A 16,811-nucleotide genomic window follows, 5' to 3' on the forward strand; every position below is an offset into this window, starting at 1 on the left:
GGTCGGGTTGTGTCGGGTTCGAGGGTCAGTCCGGTGTGGGCGACGAAGCCGCGCCGGTTTGTTCCCCGGCTGTCGCCTCCGTCCGGCGTGTTCTGCGCCGAGAGTCAACATGACGTCACATTGCAATAACCTAAGGTGATGATCGAGTTGGTCAATCGGGTAGCAGGGAGAGCAGTGCCGCGGGCTCGGTGGCGCCGAGCAGGCTCAGCCCTACCGTTACGGGTGCCTGGGTCAGCAGTTCGGCGATCAGCCGCCGGGACTGCTGCAGCGAACCGGAGTGCCGGATGCGTGCCCGCATAGCTCGCTGCCATGGGATGTCGTCGCCGATGGCAGCAGTGATGGATCCGGCGAGTTCTTCGTTCCCAGCGTCGGCGAGAATTTCCACCAGGTCGGCCAGGGCGTGGGCCTTGAGCCACGCGGGTACCGCTTCGCCGGTGGCGAGTTGGACTGCCAGCGACCATTCGCCGGCAGCGGCGGCAGGGCCGACCAGTTCTGCCAGCGCCGTCATGCGTTCCTGTGGATCATCGATGCGTTCGATGAGGGAGATCGCTGCCTTGATGTCCCCGTGGATGGCTGTGGCCCGGGCCACGACACGCAGAGCCTTGTCGCGATCCGGCGGATAGCCTAGGGATTCGGCGAAGCTCAGCGCCCTGGCCAAGTCCCCGGCATCGGTGAGGGCGTCCACGGCGGGTAGCGCCAGCAGTGTGGGCCATGACCCGGCACCGGTTTCGGCGAGGCGGACGAGTTCATCGGCCAGCGCCGTGGCCTGCTCACCGGGACCGGTCGCGGTGACGAGAGCCCCCAACGCTTTGCCCCGGTACATCGGTGCGTCGATCTGATCGAGGAATCGTCGCGCCTGGTCGACTCGGCCCAGTTCCGCGGCGAGGACGGCGAGATCGGTGACGATCCCGTCGCGGGCGGTCTGCGTGGCCGCGTCGATCGCCCGGGTGACCGCATCGGGTACGTCGAGCCGCAAGGCGATGCGGGCTGCCAGGCCCGCCGCGTAGTCGGCGACGTTGGTGCCGGATGTCTCCGCCTGTGCCAGGGCCACGTGCTCGATCAGCCGGTCGCGGCCGGCATCGTCGGGTCCGGCGACCGCGAGTATGGAGTTCAGGACCTGCAACCGGTCGTAGGGGCCGGTGGGCCGCCTGGCGAGTTCGACCGCACGGTCGAAGTCGATCACGGCAACCGCCGTGGCGAGACTGCTCAGGGTTCCGAGGTCCATCGCGGACGACTCCGTCCGGGTGGCCGTCTCGGCGTCGCGCAGCAGGGTGCCGGCGCGATCGCGGTCGCCGAGGTGGCCGATGGAACGGGCGACGACGACGAGGGCCTCGGCGCGGTGGCGGGCGGTGTCTGCCCGGCGGGCGGTCTGCTCGGCGATGTCGAGTAGCACTGCGGCGCGGTCGTGGTCCACGGTGGTCGCGGCCTCCGCGACAGCGATGAGAAACGGAGTCGCCAGTTCGGCGGCGCCGCGCTCAGCGAACGCGCGCGCCCTTGTCTCGGCGTCGTCGAGCGCCAGCGCGGCCTGCTCCGGCCGACCGCCTTCGGCGAGGCCGTGGGCCAGCGCGGCGGCTCCGAGGATCCGGGCGCCGACGCCGATCGTGCGGTCGACGATGGCTTGGGCGGTAGGTGTCCGCCCGGCGGTGATCAGTGGTCGAACCAGGGTGACAAGGGCTTCTTCGGCGAGGAACCGCATCGAGTGTGCGGCGTTCATCGCCTGATCCAGATCGCCGATGGCGGCACCGGCTGCGGCGACCGTCCTCAGCGCGGCCTCGCGGAGGAGTGCGTCCTCGACCGCACCGGCGGTGTGGCAGGCCGTGTTCAGTAGCGTCCGTGCCCGTTCCTGCTCGCCGTGAGCGTCGGTTGCCACGGCCAGTGCGGTCTGGATGACGGCCCGGTCGTGTCCGTCGGTCACCTGGTCGGCGATCCGGGTGATCTGTTCGACGGCCTCCCCGATCGCGGGGGAGCCGCGATCGCAGGCTGCAGCGATCGCGCTGAGTGCCGTGGCGAGATGGTGCGGGGTGGCGATGTCGCGGCAGATGTCGCCAGCCCGGCCGAGTTGTCCTTGCCGGGCTGCCTCGGCGGCGACCTGCGCCAGGGCTTCGTCCGCTCGGAGGGCGATGCCCATTGCCTGCGCGCGGTCGAGGTCGCCCAGTTCAGCCCAGGCCACGGCCAGTGACCCGGGCAGCGCGACGTTACGTCTGACCAGTTCGCCGCGCCGCAGGGCCAGTTGCGCCATGCGGGTCAGGTCGGGTTCTGCGGCGGCGAGAGCGGCCTGCAGGGCCGATCGGATCTCGGCCAGCGCGGCCGCGTCGCTGCCGAGCGCGGTGAGCATGCGGTCCTGCCGTTGCTGGTCACCGGCCAGGTGGATCAGTCGTTGCTGGTCACCGGTGTCGCTCAGCATCCGGAAATAGGTGGTGAACAGGTATTCGGGTGTGTCGTCCGGCCAGCCGAGCGAAGCGTAGCCTTCCGCCCAGCGGTGCAACCGGCTCCGGCACGTGATCAGCCGTTCGTCCCCGAGCCGGGTCAGGGCCTCTGCCTGTAGCTCTTCGTGGGCGAGCAGATAGACGTCAACGAAGCGGCGTGTCGGTCGGCGGGTGAACGTCCGCCCTGACGCCGTGTTGAGCTGGTCGAGCACGTCGACGGCGGGAACACCCATCAGCTCCGCAAGGTCTCGGCCGCTCAGACCGCCTCCGGCGCTGGCCACCAGCGCCAGCAGATCCCGTTCCCGCTCGGTGCCGTGGATCAGCCTGCGCAACTCGCGCAGGGCGTCCTCGCGGATCACCTGGGCCTCGGGGGAGGGGGCCAGCGTGCGGGTGACCGCCGGGTCACGCAGTGGATGATCTTCGGGCAGGTCGTCGGGCAGCGGAGGATCGGGCCGGCTGGTCACGATGATGCGCAGCGCCGGTGGCGGGTGAGACGGCAGCAGCGCGGCGACGCTGTAGGAGTCGGCTTCCGGAGTCACTCCCCGGTCCTCGTCGAGACCGTCCACGACGAGCACGAGGCGCTGTCGCTGTTCGGTGTGCACGTCGACTGCGTCGCGCAGCATCGCGAGCAGGTGGACCTCTCTGGTGGCGTCGGTCAGGAAGGCGGGTATCGGTCGGTCGAGGAGGTCCGCTAATTGTTCGAGCAGGACATCGGTGAAGGCGCGCCGATCGCTCTGGCCGGCGAACCGTGCGGTGAGGAAGAACGACAGCACGCGTACACCCGGCGGCGGGTGCAGCACGAACCAGGACATCAGGGCCGACTTTCCGGCCCAGGCGTCGCCGGTCAGCCTCAGGTAGGCGGGGCCATCGGCGGTGCAGAAGGCTGCCAGATCGGCCAGGTCGCCGTCGCGGCCCGTCAGGCTGTCAGGTGCGATACGCCGGACCTGTTCGAGGTAGGCCGATCGCACCGGTGGAGTGATCACGTTGATCGAGATGTCACCGAACACAGCTCCGGTGACTGCAACTCCACCGCTGTCGGCGGTGGCTTTCCCGGTGTCGCGGACGATCACCCGCGGTCGCCGCAGCCACTCCCACACGCTATCCATCGTGGCACAGCGGGCAAGGCGTCTGAAGTGTCGATTCAGGTGGTTAGATTCGGCCCGGCAAAGGTGGACACTGGAGGCATGAGTCCACGTCGTCTGGCGCTGCTGATCACCTGCCTGGCCGTGGCCGGCCTCGCGGCGACCTTCGCGATCGTCGGCTGGGACGAGACCGGCCGGATCGCCTCGGCGGTATCGGCATTGGCCGCCGTCGCCGCCGTCGGCGTAGCGGTATGGGCGGCCCTCGACGCCAGGCGCGACGACTCCCTGATCGAAGTGTCCGGCACCGGCGACGCCGAGGCACGCGACGGCGGAAGGGCCAACACCGGCCTGTCCGGTGATCCGGGCACGAGACGGCCGATCAAGATCAGAAAGACCGGTACGGCGAAGGCGACCGGGGAAGGCGGCGACGCCAACACCGGTGCCCAGCGGTAATCGAGTCCCCCGCAGGCAGTCGCAACGACAGCCGCTCCCGGCGGAAGAGGCTGTTCGCCCACCCGTCCGGTGGAGATGAAACCTGAGGGCTGTCTACCAACCACACACCCTCCTCGCGTTCGGCTGGCGTGAGCGCGTTCGCCGGCACGGGCCGTGGCCGCACCGACCGGCTTGCCCGGCGCCGGTCCCGCTCAGCACTGGACCGGGCGGGCGCAATCATCGCTGCCGCAACTTCTCGTCGTGTTCACCCCCTGCTGTAGTGGGTTGAACACGGCTATCTATTGCTTGGACACCGTCGAATTCCGGCTAATCGACTTGGGCCTGGACAGAGTCGCCATGGGCGCGGCAGGCGATCCTGGCCGCTTCCTCCACGATGCCATGGCTGGCTCATAGTCGGTGCGTGTTCAAAGGCGCAGCCTCTACGCGGGTGCGGCTGGCACTGTGACCCGTGAACGGCCTGACCACGCATTGCACACCGTGGAGCGCGATGTCCTCTGGCTCATGCCGCGGTGTAGCGATGAGGGGCGGCGAGGCCGGGGTTGAACACGCGTCGAGACGCCTAGAACAAGATCAGCAGTGTTCATGATCTGTGTAAAGGCCCTGGTGGCGTGGTGGCACAGCGCCGATCGGCACTCCCGCCGACCGGCACACTGTCACCGCGAGGGAGCACCATCATGGACCGTCGTATCCCCATTCCTGGTTCGACCGCCAGGCGACGTGGCGAGACGCTGCTCAACGACATCGAGTACCGGTTCCGGCTGATGGGGCAGGGGCCGAGCCCGCTGTCGGTCGATGGCCGCAGCCTCGGCCTGGGCCTGCCCCGCCGGACCATCGCCCTGCCGGAGCTGTCGGCAATCCTGATGCACCCGTCCTGCGGCTACGCCGCCCGGGACGCCGTGTGGCGGCTGCTGGTGCAGCACGCCCGTACCGGAGACCCGTCGTGGTGTGCCGGTGCGGTGGGCGTCGCGCTGCCGGGCCTGCGGTTCAAGGCGTACCTGCTGGCCAAGCTGTTCACCGGTGATGTGCAGGCCGCCATCGTCGAGCACTTCCTCCGCGCGCTCGGCACAATCGACCTGGACAGGCCGGGCGTGGTCGGCAACCTGCTGTCCGCGGCGTTCTCCAAGGCCCGCACCGAACTGCGAGGTCTGGAGCCGGCCTCGTCCGGGACGCCGAGCCATGCCCCGGGGGCGGTGTCGTCGCCTGCCGCGTACGGGCATCCGGATGTCGTTCTGGCTCGCGCGGTTGCCGCCGAGGTGATCAGCGCCGACGATGCCGAGCTGATCGGTGCGACGTACCTGGAGGACGTCAGCCTCACCGCCTACGCCGAACGGACCGGTGAGCCCCGCTGGAACCTCTACAAGCGGCGGTCTGCTGCCGTCGCCCGGCTCAGGGCCGCGATCGAATCCGGCGCGTTGTCTGATGCATACGCCGAGGTGGTCACCGAGGCCACCTCGGCGGTGGCTCTCGACGCGCCGACGGCCCGTAAGCGCCCGTAAGAGCCCGCCTTGAGCTGCGGGTTTCCAATCCGAGGCTCGGATGTGTAATCCCCTAGTGCGGGACTCTTCCGCGTAGGTGACCTTGTTTCCGACCGGACCGCTGACGGCGCTGACACCCGCACGGTCCCCGGCCTACCCGTCGCTTCTGGTGAGGAGGACGGCCGCGCCGGTCGGCACCACAGGTCACCGATGAGCGCACCGCCCGGTCCCGCGTTCGCCACAGCCCATTCGCGCCTATGCCCCGATGCGGGCTGCTCAGGCGTGCGCTCCGGAGGTGTCCAGCCATGAGAAATGCCCGTTTCCTGCGCCCCGAGGCGACGCTCCGTGGCCTCGGGGCCGGCACACCCGGCCGATCGACCGTCTGCCGCCCCCGTCCTCGGGCAGCGGTGGTGCTGAGGCTGTGTGGGGCCGCCGCGGTGACCCTGGCTCTGATCTTCACTCCCCACGCGGCGTACGCAGCGGAGCCCGGTTCGGTGCTGGCCGTCGAGTCGATTCAGCAGGTCGCCAACAACATCCGGGTCTGGCTCGTCGGGATTCTGGTCTCCGTCGCCACCCTGTTCCTCACCATCGGCGGTCTGCGGTACCTGGCGGCCAACGGCGACCCCGGCGAGATCGAAAAGGCGAAGCTGGCGATGCGGTCCGCCGCGATCGGTTACGCCTTCGCGCTGCTGGCACCGCTGTTCGTGACCATCGTCGGTAGGTGGGTGGCCTGATGGCCGCTGTCACGGACTCCTGCCGCCGCACGAGGCATTCGGCGGTAGTGCTGCTGTTCGGCGTGCTGATCCTCGCTGGCCTGGCCGTCGCCGGGGCCGGGCCGGCACACGCCGAGCCGACCCCACCCTCGACCGTGCCCGCCGTCCCACCGACGACAGACGTACCTGATTCCGGAGTCCGCCCGCCGGGAGGGGTTCCGACGCCTTCGGCAACGTCGGTGCCGACGCCCGGTCCGACCCCGGCCCTCGGGCGGCCGTCGCACAACGACGATCCGGCGTGGTTCGACATCGGAGGCCAGGTCCGCACCGCTGTGGTGGACCTGGTGGTGTGGGCGGCGGAGCAGGCCCTCCAGCCGGTGATGGAGGCGCTGGGCAACTCGTGGCTGTCCACCCCGGACCTGACCGGCAACGAGCACGTCGTGGCGTTCTGGACGACCAGCCTCATCGCCGCCAACGGTGTCTTCGTCCTGTTCATCGTCGCCAACGGTTTTCTGGTCACGACCCGGGAGACCCTGCAGACCCGGTATGGCCTCAAGCAGGTCCTACCCCGCATCGCCGTCGGCGCGGTGCTGGCCAACAGCAGCCTGATCATCGGCCAGAAGGCCATCGCGGTGACCAACGCGCTGACCGTGGCCATTGCGGGCAACAGCGTCGACGGCCCGGCTGCCGCGACGGCGATCCGGCAGATCACCGACGACGCCCTGCAGGGTCAGGGGTTCCTGATGGTGTTGCTGGTCATCGCGGTGGTCGTGATGTGCCTGCTGTTGGAGTTCACGTTCGTGCTCCGGCTGGCCGCGCTGGTCATCCTGCTCGGTATCGCCCCGGCCGCGCTGATCTGCCACGCCAGTCCGCTGACCGAGGGCCTGGCCCAGCTGTGGTGGCGCGCGTTCCTGGCCTGCCTGGGCCTGCAGCTCGGCCAGGCCGTCGTCGTGCTGGCCACCATCAAGGTGTTCCTCACCCACGCCGGCCCGACCGTGCTGGGCATCCCCTACACCGGCGACGGGCTCCTCGGTGTCGTGGTTTGCCTGACGATGTTGTGGCTGCTGATCAAGCTGCCGGGCTGGATGCGGCAGTTCGTTCTCGGTCCGCTCGGGCAGAGCAACGGCCGAGGGCTGCTCGGACAGCTCGTCCGCGCCTTCGTTCTGACCAAGACGTTGGGTGCGGTGGCCGGCGTCCTGGGACGGACGGCACCGTCGTCCCCGTCCGCCGGACGGACGTCTACTCGTCCGCCCGGGAGGCGTCCACCACCCGGTGGCCCTCGTCCGCCCCGTCCGCCGAGCCCGTCCGGCCCGGGGCCGACTCCGCGCCCGCCGTCCCCGGCAGGACCGGTCGCCTTCAGCCATGCCCCGGTCCCACACACGCCACTGCCCGCACCGTCCGGGACGAACGCCGCCCCCGCCTTCAGCCACCCGGCGGCCCCGTCCACCCCGACGGCCGCGCCGTCCGCCGCTGTCCCGCCGGTACGGTTCTCCCACCCGGCATCGCCCCAGTCGAGTCCGCCGTTCCCGACCCTCCCACCGGCGCACGTCGCGTTCAGCGACGCCCCGACCACCACCGCGCGGCCAGCAACCAACAGCCCGGCACCCGTGGTGACGTTCTCGTCAGCACCCACGCCGCAGACTGCGCCGCGTCGGCCACCCGGCCCCGTCACACCGGTGTTCTCCACCGCCCCGGCGGCCAGCGGCCCACGAGCCTCGACCCCTCGGACACGGCCCACGACGGCCCGGCGCGTCACCCCGAGCGGCCCGGCCGCTGCCAGTCCAGCCGTCCCCTCTACCGCCCGGCGATCCTCGTCCGCCGGCCCGAGCCGACCCCGGCCACCAGCATCGCCCGCACCGTCCCCGGACGGTCGCGGCGCGGCACTCCCCACCCCGTCCCATCCGTCCCCGGGGACAGGAACGACAGCAGCGGGCACGGGTGCCGTCCGCAACGAGTCGTCCCCACCGCCGGCCCGTCCGTCCGCCCCGCCGCGACGCCGGTCATCGCCTGCGAAGGGTGGTCAGTGATGGGTCGCCGTGCCGAGGAGGTGCCCCTGCGGGCTCGGGTGCCCGCAGACATCGACCGGCCGGACCGGATCGCGTTCGGCCTGTCCGGACGACAACTGGTGATCCTGACGGTCACGGGCCTGATCCTCTACGCGGCGTGGACGGCGGTGGCTACGGTGGTGCATCCGCTGGTGTTCCTCGCCGGGGCGCTGCCAGTCGCTGCGGGAGCGTTCCTCCTCGCGGTCGGCCGCCGCGACGGCGTCAGTCTCGACGCCTGGGTCCTCGCCGCGCTGCGGCACCACCACGGCCCACGTCGCCTCGTGCCGGCAGACAGGCCGATCATCCCCGCCCCGGCATGGGTGACCACCACACGCGGCCCGGGGGACCGGCTGCCCCTGCCCTCGCCACTGCGTCTGCCCGCGAAGGGCGTCACCGGCGACGGGTTGATCGATCTCGGAGTGGACGGCACCACCGGCCTGGTGGCCGCATCGACGGTGGCATTCGGGCTGCGCACCCCCGCCGAACAGAACGGCCTGGTGGCCGGGTTCGCCCGGTTGCTGCACAGCCTCGACAGCCCGGTGCAGATTAGTGTCCGGGCGCAGCGGGTCGACCTGACCTACCTCGCCGACCGGTTCCTCACCGCTGCCCCGGGGCTGCCGCATCCCGCGTTGGAGGAGGCTGCCCGCGCGCACGTGGCGTTCCTCGCCGACCTGGCCGGGCAGCGGGAGTTGCTGCACCGGCAGATCACCGTGGCGGTGCGCAGCCGGCGCGGCGCGCACTACGCCGCCCACCAGGCGGCCGAGACGGTCCGCGCGTTGGGCGGCTGCGAGGTTCCCGCCCGGGTGCTCGACGGGCGGGACGCCGTGGCGCGGCTCGCGACCAGCCTCGACCCCGCTGCCCCGACCCACATCCCCTACATCCCATCTGACGGAGGTGACGACCGGTGAGCCTGCTCTCCGCACTGCTGCCGGCACGGCGACATGCCATGCCCGCGTCGGCTACGGTCCTGCCCGGCTCGCCGGACGCTGTCGATGTCGACGGACGCCACGTGCGGGTGGGGGACGGCTACCTGGCGACCCTCGCCGTTGTCGGCTACCCGGCCGAGGTCGGTCCCGGCTGGGCTGAGCCGCTGCTGTCCTATCCGGGTCTGGTCGACGTCACCTTCCATGTCGAGCCCGTCCCGCCGGTGGTGGCCTCCGAACGGCTGCGTAAGCAGCGGGGCCGGTTCGAGTCCTCCCGCCGCCAGGATGCCGCCAGGGGGCGACTCGACGATCCCGACCTCGATGCCGCCGCGGCTGACGCCGCCGAGCTGGCTACCCGGGTCGCCCGAGGTGAGGCCCGCCTGTTCCGGCTCGGCCTGTACCTGACCGTTCACGGCACCAGCCCGGACGATCTCGCCGACCGGGTGGTGGAGGTGCGGTCCCTGGCCGCATCGTTGCTGCTGCACACCGCGCCGGTCACGTGGCGGCAGTTGCAGGGCTGGATCAGCGGTCTCCCCCTCGCGTACGACGCGCTGGATATGAAGCGGGTCTTCGACACCGACGCTCTCGCCGCGGCGTTTCCGTTCACCAGCCCTGATCTGCCCGACACCGCAGGGGACACCGGCATGGGGGTGCTGTTCGGGTTGAACCTTCACTCGGCCGGGGTGGTCGTGTGGGACCGGTGGGCGCAGTCCAACTACAACGCCGTCATCCTGGCCCGCTCCGGGGAGGGCAAGTCGTACCTGGCCAAGCTCGACCTGCTGCGCAATTTGTGCCTCGGGGTGGGGGCGTTCGTCATCGACCCCGAGGACGAGTACCTGCGGCTGGCCGATGCGGTCGGCGGGACGGTCGTCCGCCTCGGCGCGGCCGGCGTGACCATCAACCCTCTGGACCTGCCGGCCGGTGACGACGACGCCCTCCACGATCGGGCACGGTTCCTGCAGACCCTTATCGCGGTCATGGCCAGCGGCGACACCGCTGTCGACGCGCCGTTGCCCGGCGACGAGGCCCGTTCCCTCGACGTGGCGGTGCTGGCCGCCTATCGGGCCAAGGGCATCACCACCGATCCGCAGACCTGGAGACGTCCCGCACCGCTGCTGCGGGACGTGATGGCAGCCTTGGACGACACCGATGACGCGGGCCGGCGGGTCGCCGCCCGCCTGCACCCGTACGTGATGGGCAGCATGAAGGGACTGTTCGACGGACCGACCACCACCGCCCCCGAGGGGCACCTGGTGGTGTTCGCACTCAAGGACCTGCCCGAGCAGCTACATCCGGTCGGCACGCTGCTGACCCTGGACACGATCTGGCGCACCGTCCGGGGGGCCACCTCCCGTGGCGGTCGCCCGGACGTGCTGCGGATGGTGCTGGTCGACGAGGCGTGGAAGCTGTTGTCCGGCGGCCGTGGCGGCCGTTTCCTGCAGACCCTGGCCAAGTCCGCCCGCAAGTACGGCACCGGCTTGACCGTCGTCACCCAGGACGCCGCCGACGTGCTCGCCACCACCACCGGCCGGGCTGTCGTCTCCAACGCCGCCACGCAGATCCTGCTGCGGCAGGCGCCGCAGGCCATCGACGCCGTCACCGAGGCGTTCGGGCTCACCGACGGCGAGCGGGCGTTCCTGCTGTCCTGCCAGCGGGGTGACGCGCTCCTGTCGGCCGGGTCGGCGCGGGTGGCGTTCCACAGCCACGCCTCGGCCACCGAACACGAGCTGATCGTCACAGGGCTTCGAGTTGGAGGAATCTGATCGGTGATCCCGACCGAGCTCTGGGGGCCTCTGCTGGGGTTCCGGAGGGGGATTCGAGAGTTTAGGGAGCATCGGATTGTCTGGTCCTGCGTGTCGACACATTCGAGGCGCCTTGATCATCCTCGGTGCCTGGAGGGCTTTTGCCAAGGTCAGGGGTTCCGGTCTGCCGGCGGTTGGTCAGGTGGTCTGGTTCGCGGGGGTGCAGCACCGGTCGATGCAGGCCGGGGCTTCGTCGGTGGGTGCCGGGGCGCAGCAGGTTTCTCCGCGCCAGGCGTCTCGGCCTTCTTTGAGGGCGACGGCGGCGATGACCAGGGCGGCGATCGGGTCGGCCCAGTTCCAGCCCAGGACGCTGTTGAGTCCGAGGCCGACGAGCAGGACGGCGGATAGGTAGGTGCACAGCAGTGTCTGTTTGGAGTCGGCGACGGCGGTGCGGGAGCCGAGCTCGCGGCCGGCCCGTCTTTGTGCGTAGGACAGGCCGGGCATGAACGCGAGGGAGAGTGCGGCGAGCATGAGGCCGATGGTGGAGTGCGCTGCCTCGCTGCCGCCGAGCAGCGCGCGGGCGGATTCGACGGAGACGTAGGCGGCGAGCGCGAAGAAGGAGATCGCGATGATCCGCAGGGTGGCTTTCTCCCGGGCTTCGGGGTCGCGGCCAGCGAACTGCCAGGCGACCGCCGCAGCGGAGGAGACCTCGATGATCGAGTCCAGGCCGAAGCCGATCAGCGCGGTGGAGTCCGCGGCGGCACCGGCGCTGATGGCGACGACGGCCTCGATCAGGTTGTAGCCGATGGTGGCGGCGACCAACAGCCGAATTCGGCGGGCCAGGACGGTGCGACGCGCCGGGTTTGGCCTTGCGGGCGTGACGGGCAGCAGCGGAAGGCTCATCAGCAGCAGCCCTTGTCAGCGGCATCGGGGCAGACTGCGGGGTCAACGGCGAGGACGAGGCCGAGTAGGTCGTCGAGGGCGTGGCGGATGCGGGTATCGGCGAGTTCGTAGCGGGAGCGGCGACCTTCGGGGACGGCAACGACCAGACCGCAGCCGCGCAGGCAGGCCAGATGGTTGGACAGGTTCTGCCGGGTCACCCCAAGCAGATCGGCCAGGTCAGCCGGGTAGCCAGGCGCGTCGCGCAGGGCGAGTAGCAGTCGTGCCCGGGTCGCGTCCGACAGCGCGTGGCCGAAGCGTGCAAGGGCTCGGCCGGGGATTACGGTCTCCACACCGGCAACAGTACATCAGACAGTGTATTCAGCAGGTAGTGAACTGGCTGTCGTGTGACCTGTGTTCCGTGTACGGATCCCGCCCGTCGTCGACCGGCAGGTGAGTTGTTCTCGAACGGAGGTGTCCATGGTTTCCGCCGTCATTTTGCGTGTGTCGGTGCCGGCCCCTTCCGGTGTGTGCGTGCCCGGCCGTGAGGGGGTGCCTGGGTCGTTCGTCGGTGAGCTGTGGTGTGGCTCCTGGGGCACCGATGCCGCCGACGCCGGATGGCACCTGGTGCGGGATCGGTGGCCGCTGCTGCTCGCCGCCCTGACCATGCTCGCCGTCGTGCGCGTGGGATGGGCGGTGTGCCGGCGGCGGGTCTGGCGTCGGCATGCCGCGCGGGCGCGGTGGTTGGAGATCACCCCGCCGGTGACCGCGACTCCGGCTGCGACGGTCGGCGTGTGGCGGCTGCTCGCCACGGTGTTACCCGCCCCGCGCCGGTGGGCGTTGAGGCCAGCCCGGATCGTCTGGGAGGTCGCCGCCGACCCGGACGGGCTGCGCTGCGGGCTGTGGCTCCCGCCGGGGGTCAACCCCACCGCGGTGGTGCGGCTGCTGCACCGAGGCTGGCCCGGCGTCCGCGCCGCCCAGTGCGCGCCTCCGGCGGTGCCGTCGGTGGGCGCGGTGGTCGCGCTCGCGGTGCGGCCCACCCGACCGGAGTGGCTGCCGCTGGTCGACGACATCACCCCGGCGTCGCGGCGGGGGATGGACGTCGCTGCCCCGGAGGACGATCGGCTGCGCGCCGTCTACGGCGGGCTGGTCTCCGCCGGGCGCACCGGCGGCGCGCTGCTGCAGGTCCACCTCGGTCGGGCACCGGCCCACCGGCTGCGGCAGCTCCGCCGGGCGATGACCCACCCGCACCGCGCCCGCCACCCCCGAGGCATCGCCCGCGCCGCCCTCCAGGCGACGCTCGACCTGATCACCCCCGGTCCCGGCATCCGCCGGCACCCCACCGGTCGGCTGGACCCGTATACGGCGGAGCTGGCGCGGCAGGCGCGGGTGAAGCTCACCGACGCACCGCATCTGCTGGTGGCCGTGCAGACGGTCGCGGTCGGCCCGACCCGGGCTGCCGCGTCGGCTGCCGCTGCCGACGTCAGTTCCGGCTTCGGGTTGCTGTCGCCCCACTTCACCCGCCGCCGGCTGCGGCACGGCACCTTCGCCGTGGCCGACCGGTGGGTGCCGGCGTCCCGGATGAGCCTGGCCGGCATCGGTGACGCCGCCGCGCTGGCAGGACTGCCCGCCGAACCCACCGCCTACGGACTGCCCGGCGCGGCATCCCGCCGCCGGGCCGCCACCCGCGAGGTCTTCCGCACCACCGGCCATGCCACGGAAGGCCCCGACACCACACCGGTCGAGGCGACCGCCGTCGACGCACCCACCGTCTGGAGCAGCCCATGACCACAGACCCGGGGGTGACCCCGTCCGATCCCGGCCCGGCTGGCCGTCGGCTGCGTCTGGTGCCGCGCGAGCAGCGGCACGGCCTGGGCGGCAAGGTCATCGGTGTCGCCAACGCCGGACCGGCGATGCGGGTCGGGATCTCCCTGCCCGACTGCCGCTACCACGTGCACGCCCTCGGCCCGACTGGCACCGGCAAGACGACCCTGCTGATGCGGATGATCCTCGACGATGCCGACGCCGGGCGCGGCGTGGCCGCGTTCGACCCGGCCAAGGGCGACCTGATCCGTGACCTGCTCGCCCGGCTACCCGCGTCGTGTGGTGACCGCCTGGTGCTCATCGACCCCGACGAGCGGGCCGCGCCACCGGCGATCAACCTGCTCGACCCGAGCGTGCACGGCGGCAGCGCCCACGACGTGGCCGCGAACCTGACGGCGGTGATGGCGAAGGTGTGGTCGCGGTGGTGGGGGCACCGCACCGCCGACATCTGCTACCACGGCCTGCTCACCCTCGCCCACTTCGACGACGCCACCCTCGCCCACCTACCCAGGCTGCTGTCGGACGCCTCGTGGCGGGCCGATCGGGTGAACGCGGTGGTCAGCAGGTTGAACGCGTGGGAGGGCAACACCCTCGGCGAGTTCTGGGAAGGATTCAACGACCTGCCCGCCGCGCAACGGTCCGGTCTCGTCGCCCCGCTGCTGTCCCGGCTGCGGCTGGTGATGGCGCACCCGATGGCGACCAGCCTGTTCGGCGTGCCGGCGACCACGTTCTCCTTCGCCGACATCCTCGACGGTGGTGTCCTGCTGGCCCGGCTACCTAAGGGCCTCCTCGGTGAGGACGGCACCCGCCTGGTCGGCTCCCTGCTCCTGGCCGGGCTGTGGCAGGCCACCACCGCCCGCGCCCGCATCCCCGAAGACGACCGCCCCGACGCGATGATCGTTCTCGACGAGTGCCACAACTTCCTGTACCTGCCCATCGGCATCGATGACGCCCTCGCCGAGGCCCGCGGCCTGCATACCTCGTTCGTCCTGGCCCACCAGTACCTCGGCCAGTTGTCGGCGGACATGGTGGCCGCCATCGACGCCAACGCCCGCAACAAGGTGTACTTCGCCCTGGCTCCCCGCGACGCCATCGACCAGGCCCGCCATCTGCGGCCGTATCTCGACGACGGGGACCTGATACGCCTCGGCGGCTACGAGGTCGTCCTGCGGCCGGTCGCCGGCGGTCGGGTCCTTCCACCGGTCACCGCCGATACCGAGCCGCCACCACCGGCGCAACCCGGCCGCGCCACAGCGCTACGCCGTGCCGCCCGCGACCACACCGGCCTCACCGTCGCCGAGCGGCGGCGCCTACTCGGCGAAGCCGCCACCTCCTCCGCCCGCGTCGAGCCACCCGTGCCGGCCGACCCTGCCGTCGCCGAGCTGGTCGGCCACAACACGTTCGTCTACCCCGAGTGGTCTAACGAGAGCTCCAACGAGCGATCCAACGAGGACTCCAACGACCGTGAGCAGCCGGGTGAACACGCCCCCATGAACACGTCGTACGGGCAGGTCGGCGGCGGTGAGGAGGACTGGTGGACCGGAACCGACTGATAAGAGATATCCCTCCCACCCGCAGGTCAGCCATCGGCAGCTCCCGCCTCACGGCGTCCGTCGTGGCCGCCGAACTCGGCCGGCTTACCCCCCGAGACCGGCTCCTGCTCGACCTGCTCAACCAGCACCGGACCTTCACCACCGACCAACTCGTCGACCTCGCGTTCGGCTCGGTCGGCAGAGCCCGTAACCGCCTCAACACCCTCCACGATCGAGACATCCTCGACCGGTTCCGCCACTACCAGCGGCCCGGCTCGCAAGCGTGGAGGTGGACCCTCGGCCCGGTCGGCGCGGCCCTGCTCGCCGCCGGACGAGGCGAGGCGCTGCCCCGTCCCGCCGCCGTACGCGACGCCACCGCCCGACTCGCCATGTCCCCGACCCTGGCGCACCTGCTCACGGTGAACGGGTTCTTCGTCGCGCTCACCGCCCATGCCCGCGCACACCCCGGCACGCGGTTGGTGCGGTGGTGGAGCGAGACGCGCTGCCGTGACGCGTGCGGCAACCTGGTCCGCCCGGACGGACACGGCGTGTGGGCGGATCACGGCGTGGTGGTGCCGTTCTGGGTCGAGGTCGATCTCGGCACCGAGACCCTGAGCCGGGTCGTGGGCAAGCTGGGCGGCTACGCCGCACTGCCGCCCCGCCGCGCGTATCCGGTGCTGTTCTGGCTGCCCACCGCCACCCGTGAGGCCAACCTGCACACTCACCTGCGCCGGGTCGGGCTGCCCGACGGGGTGACCGTCGCCACCGCCACCGCCGACCACCAGGGCCCGGCGGGGCCGATCTGGCGGGTGGTGGGCCACCGGGACCGGGTGAGCCTGGCCGAGCTGCCCGCACCGAACACCGACGGCGTGCCGTGGGACGGGTAGCCGTGGGGATCGCGGTGGGACTCGCCGGGGCGTTGCTGCTGGTCACCGCCGCCACCGCCGGAGTCGTCTCGTCGGTGTTCGGCGGCGGGGGTGGGGGTGGCTGCGTCGGGGCGACAGGGACCGGTGCGACGTCGCCTGTCTGCGCGGAGGTGCCGGTCGGCGGGTGGGTCCGTCCGGTGGTGGGTGAGGCGGGTTCCGGCTTCCGCACCGGCGGCCGACCCGGCCACGACGGGGTCGACATCATGGCGGCGAGAGGGACGGTTGTCCGGGCGGTGTCAGGTGGGGTCGTCGTGCGGGTGCGCTGCAACGTCGGCGGTGACTCGTGGGAACCCACCGGCGGGCCGATGCCGTGCGACAGCGACGGATACCCCGGTCTCGGTGGGTGCGGCTGGTACGCGGAGATCCGCCATCCGGGCGACGTGGTGACGCGCTACTGCCACCTGATCCGACAGCCGATCGTGACGGTGAGCGAGCCGGTGACGGCGGGACAGCCAATCGGTCACGTCGGCAGCTCCGGAAACTCCTCCGGCCCGCACCTGCATTACGAGGTCCACGGAGGTTATCCCGCCACCGAGGAAAACGCTGTTGACCCCATTCTGCTTATGCGACGCAAAGGGGTTTACCTGTAAAGCGGTGAAGTGATTTTCCGCACCATGCGAAAGTGTCCATGTAAGCCGCCGCCCACCGCGCATTCCCGGCCATGGGCGCGGGGAGTGTCGCCGACGGTGGGGAGGGTGCGGCCCCGCCCTGCTGACGTGTCACCGTCGGCCCTGTGCAGCGGTAGGGGGTTGCACGGTAGTGGGCGCAGCGGCGATGTGAGGGCCGTCAAA

13 protein-coding genes are annotated in these 16,811 nt (G+C 71.3%); 10 read left to right on the plus strand and 3 right to left on the minus strand.

Features of this window, described 5'->3' with window-relative positions:
• Positions 1-151 precede the first annotated feature (151 nt).
• Entirely contained in the window at positions 152-3,523 is a 3,372-nt protein-coding gene (locus GA0070623_RS29300; RefSeq protein WP_172898476.1) for a P-loop domain-containing protein, read from the minus strand.
• Positions 3,524-3,559: 36 nt separating this feature from the next.
• On the opposite strand from GA0070623_RS29300, the gene GA0070623_RS29305 reads away from it, so the two are divergent.
• The 6 genes from GA0070623_RS29305 to GA0070623_RS29335 all read left to right on the plus strand — a co-directional run bounded on the left by GA0070623_RS29305 (position 3,560) and on the right by GA0070623_RS29335 (position 10,880).
• Positions 3,560-3,961 (plus strand): hypothetical protein, encoded by a 402-nt coding sequence (locus GA0070623_RS29305; RefSeq protein WP_157517485.1) that lies wholly within the window; start codon positions 3,560-3,562, stop codon positions 3,959-3,961.
• A gap of 674 nt (positions 3,962-4,635) precedes the next feature.
• A complete protein-coding gene (locus GA0070623_RS29315; protein ID WP_067304610.1) occupies positions 4,636-5,457 on the plus strand; it encodes a hypothetical protein in 822 nt (273 codons plus the stop codon).
• A 284-nt stretch (positions 5,458-5,741) separates the two neighbouring features.
• Positions 5,742-6,170, plus strand: a complete 429-nt coding sequence (locus GA0070623_RS31265; protein ID WP_067304608.1) for a pilin — start codon at positions 5,742-5,744, stop codon at positions 6,168-6,170.
• Between the two features lie 218 nt (positions 6,171-6,388).
• Positions 6,389-8,176 (plus strand): hypothetical protein, encoded by a 1,788-nt coding sequence (locus tag GA0070623_RS29325; RefSeq protein ID WP_231932588.1) that lies wholly within the window; start codon positions 6,389-6,391, stop codon positions 8,174-8,176.
• Complete coding sequence (locus GA0070623_RS29330) at positions 8,176-9,102, plus strand: PrgI family protein (protein WP_067304606.1); 927 nt, start codon at positions 8,176-8,178, stop codon at positions 9,100-9,102. The genes GA0070623_RS29325 and GA0070623_RS29330 overlap by 1 nt, the downstream gene beginning before the upstream one ends.
• Positions 9,103-9,140: 38 nt before the next feature.
• Positions 9,141-10,880 carry a VirB4 family type IV secretion system protein gene (locus tag GA0070623_RS29335; protein ID WP_067304632.1) on the plus strand — a complete coding sequence of 580 codons (1,740 nt, stop codon included), beginning with the start codon at positions 9,141-9,143 and terminating at the stop codon, positions 10,878-10,880.
• A 177-nt stretch (positions 10,881-11,057) separates the two neighbouring features.
• On the opposite strand, the gene GA0070623_RS29340 is transcribed toward GA0070623_RS29335, so the two are convergent.
• Together GA0070623_RS29340 and GA0070623_RS29345 are read right to left on the minus strand one after the other, a co-directional pair.
• Positions 11,058-11,762, minus strand: a complete 705-nt coding sequence (locus GA0070623_RS29340) for a cation transporter (RefSeq protein WP_067304603.1) — start codon at positions 11,760-11,762, stop codon at positions 11,058-11,060.
• Positions 11,762-12,091 (minus strand): ArsR/SmtB family transcription factor, encoded by a 330-nt coding sequence (locus GA0070623_RS29345; protein ID WP_084261156.1) that lies wholly within the window; start codon positions 12,089-12,091, stop codon positions 11,762-11,764. The genes GA0070623_RS29340 and GA0070623_RS29345 overlap by 1 nt, the downstream gene beginning before the upstream one ends.
• A gap of 181 nt (positions 12,092-12,272) precedes the next feature.
• Here GA0070623_RS29345 and GA0070623_RS29350 point away from each other — a divergent pair, with 181 nt between their 5' ends.
• The 4 genes from GA0070623_RS29350 (at position 12,273) to GA0070623_RS29365 (ending at position 16,610) form a co-directional block, all read left to right on the plus strand.
• Positions 12,273-13,526 carry a hypothetical protein gene (locus GA0070623_RS29350; protein WP_067304601.1) on the plus strand — a complete coding sequence of 418 codons (1,254 nt, stop codon included), beginning with the start codon at positions 12,273-12,275 and terminating at the stop codon, positions 13,524-13,526.
• Positions 13,523-15,115, plus strand: coding sequence for a type IV secretory system conjugative DNA transfer family protein (locus tag GA0070623_RS29355; protein ID WP_067304600.1), 1,593 nt, complete (start codon positions 13,523-13,525; stop codon positions 15,113-15,115). The genes GA0070623_RS29350 and GA0070623_RS29355 overlap by 4 nt, the downstream gene beginning before the upstream one ends.
• Before the next feature lie 62 nt (positions 15,116-15,177).
• Positions 15,178-15,981 (plus strand): replication-relaxation family protein, encoded by an 804-nt coding sequence (locus GA0070623_RS29360; protein ID WP_067304599.1) that lies wholly within the window; start codon positions 15,178-15,180, stop codon positions 15,979-15,981.
• A gap of 2 nt (positions 15,982-15,983) precedes the next feature.
• The gene (locus GA0070623_RS29365; protein WP_067304598.1) at positions 15,984-16,610 is read left to right on the plus strand and encodes a M23 family metallopeptidase; all 627 of its coding nucleotides are present in this window, start codon (positions 15,984-15,986) and stop codon (positions 16,608-16,610) included.
• Positions 16,611-16,811 lie beyond the last annotated feature (201 nt).

Origin of the sequence: Micromonospora rifamycinica, assembly GCF_900090265.1 — a bacterium.
GTDB lineage: Bacteria > Actinomycetota > Actinomycetes > Mycobacteriales > Micromonosporaceae > Micromonospora > Micromonospora rifamycinica.

Excerpts from the sequence above, each read along its gene's own strand:
- GA0070623_RS29315 (WP_067304610.1), top strand. The coding sequence starts at position 4,636 with ATGGACCGTCGTATCCCCATTCCTGGTTCGACCGCCAGGCGACGTGGC.
- GA0070623_RS31265 (WP_067304608.1), top strand. The coding sequence starts at position 5,742 with ATGAGAAATGCCCGTTTCCTGCGCCCCGAGGCGACGCTCCGTGGCCTC.
- GA0070623_RS29335 (WP_067304632.1), top strand. The coding sequence starts at position 9,141 with ATGCCCGCGTCGGCTACGGTCCTGCCCGGCTCGCCGGACGCTGTCGAT.
- GA0070623_RS29340 (WP_067304603.1), bottom strand. The coding sequence starts at position 11,762 with ATGAGCCTTCCGCTGCTGCCCGTCACGCCCGCAAGGCCAAACCCGGCG.
- GA0070623_RS29330 (WP_067304606.1), top strand. The coding sequence starts at position 8,176 with ATGGGTCGCCGTGCCGAGGAGGTGCCCCTGCGGGCTCGGGTGCCCGCA.
- GA0070623_RS29355 (WP_067304600.1), top strand. The coding sequence starts at position 13,523 with ATGACCACAGACCCGGGGGTGACCCCGTCCGATCCCGGCCCGGCTGGC.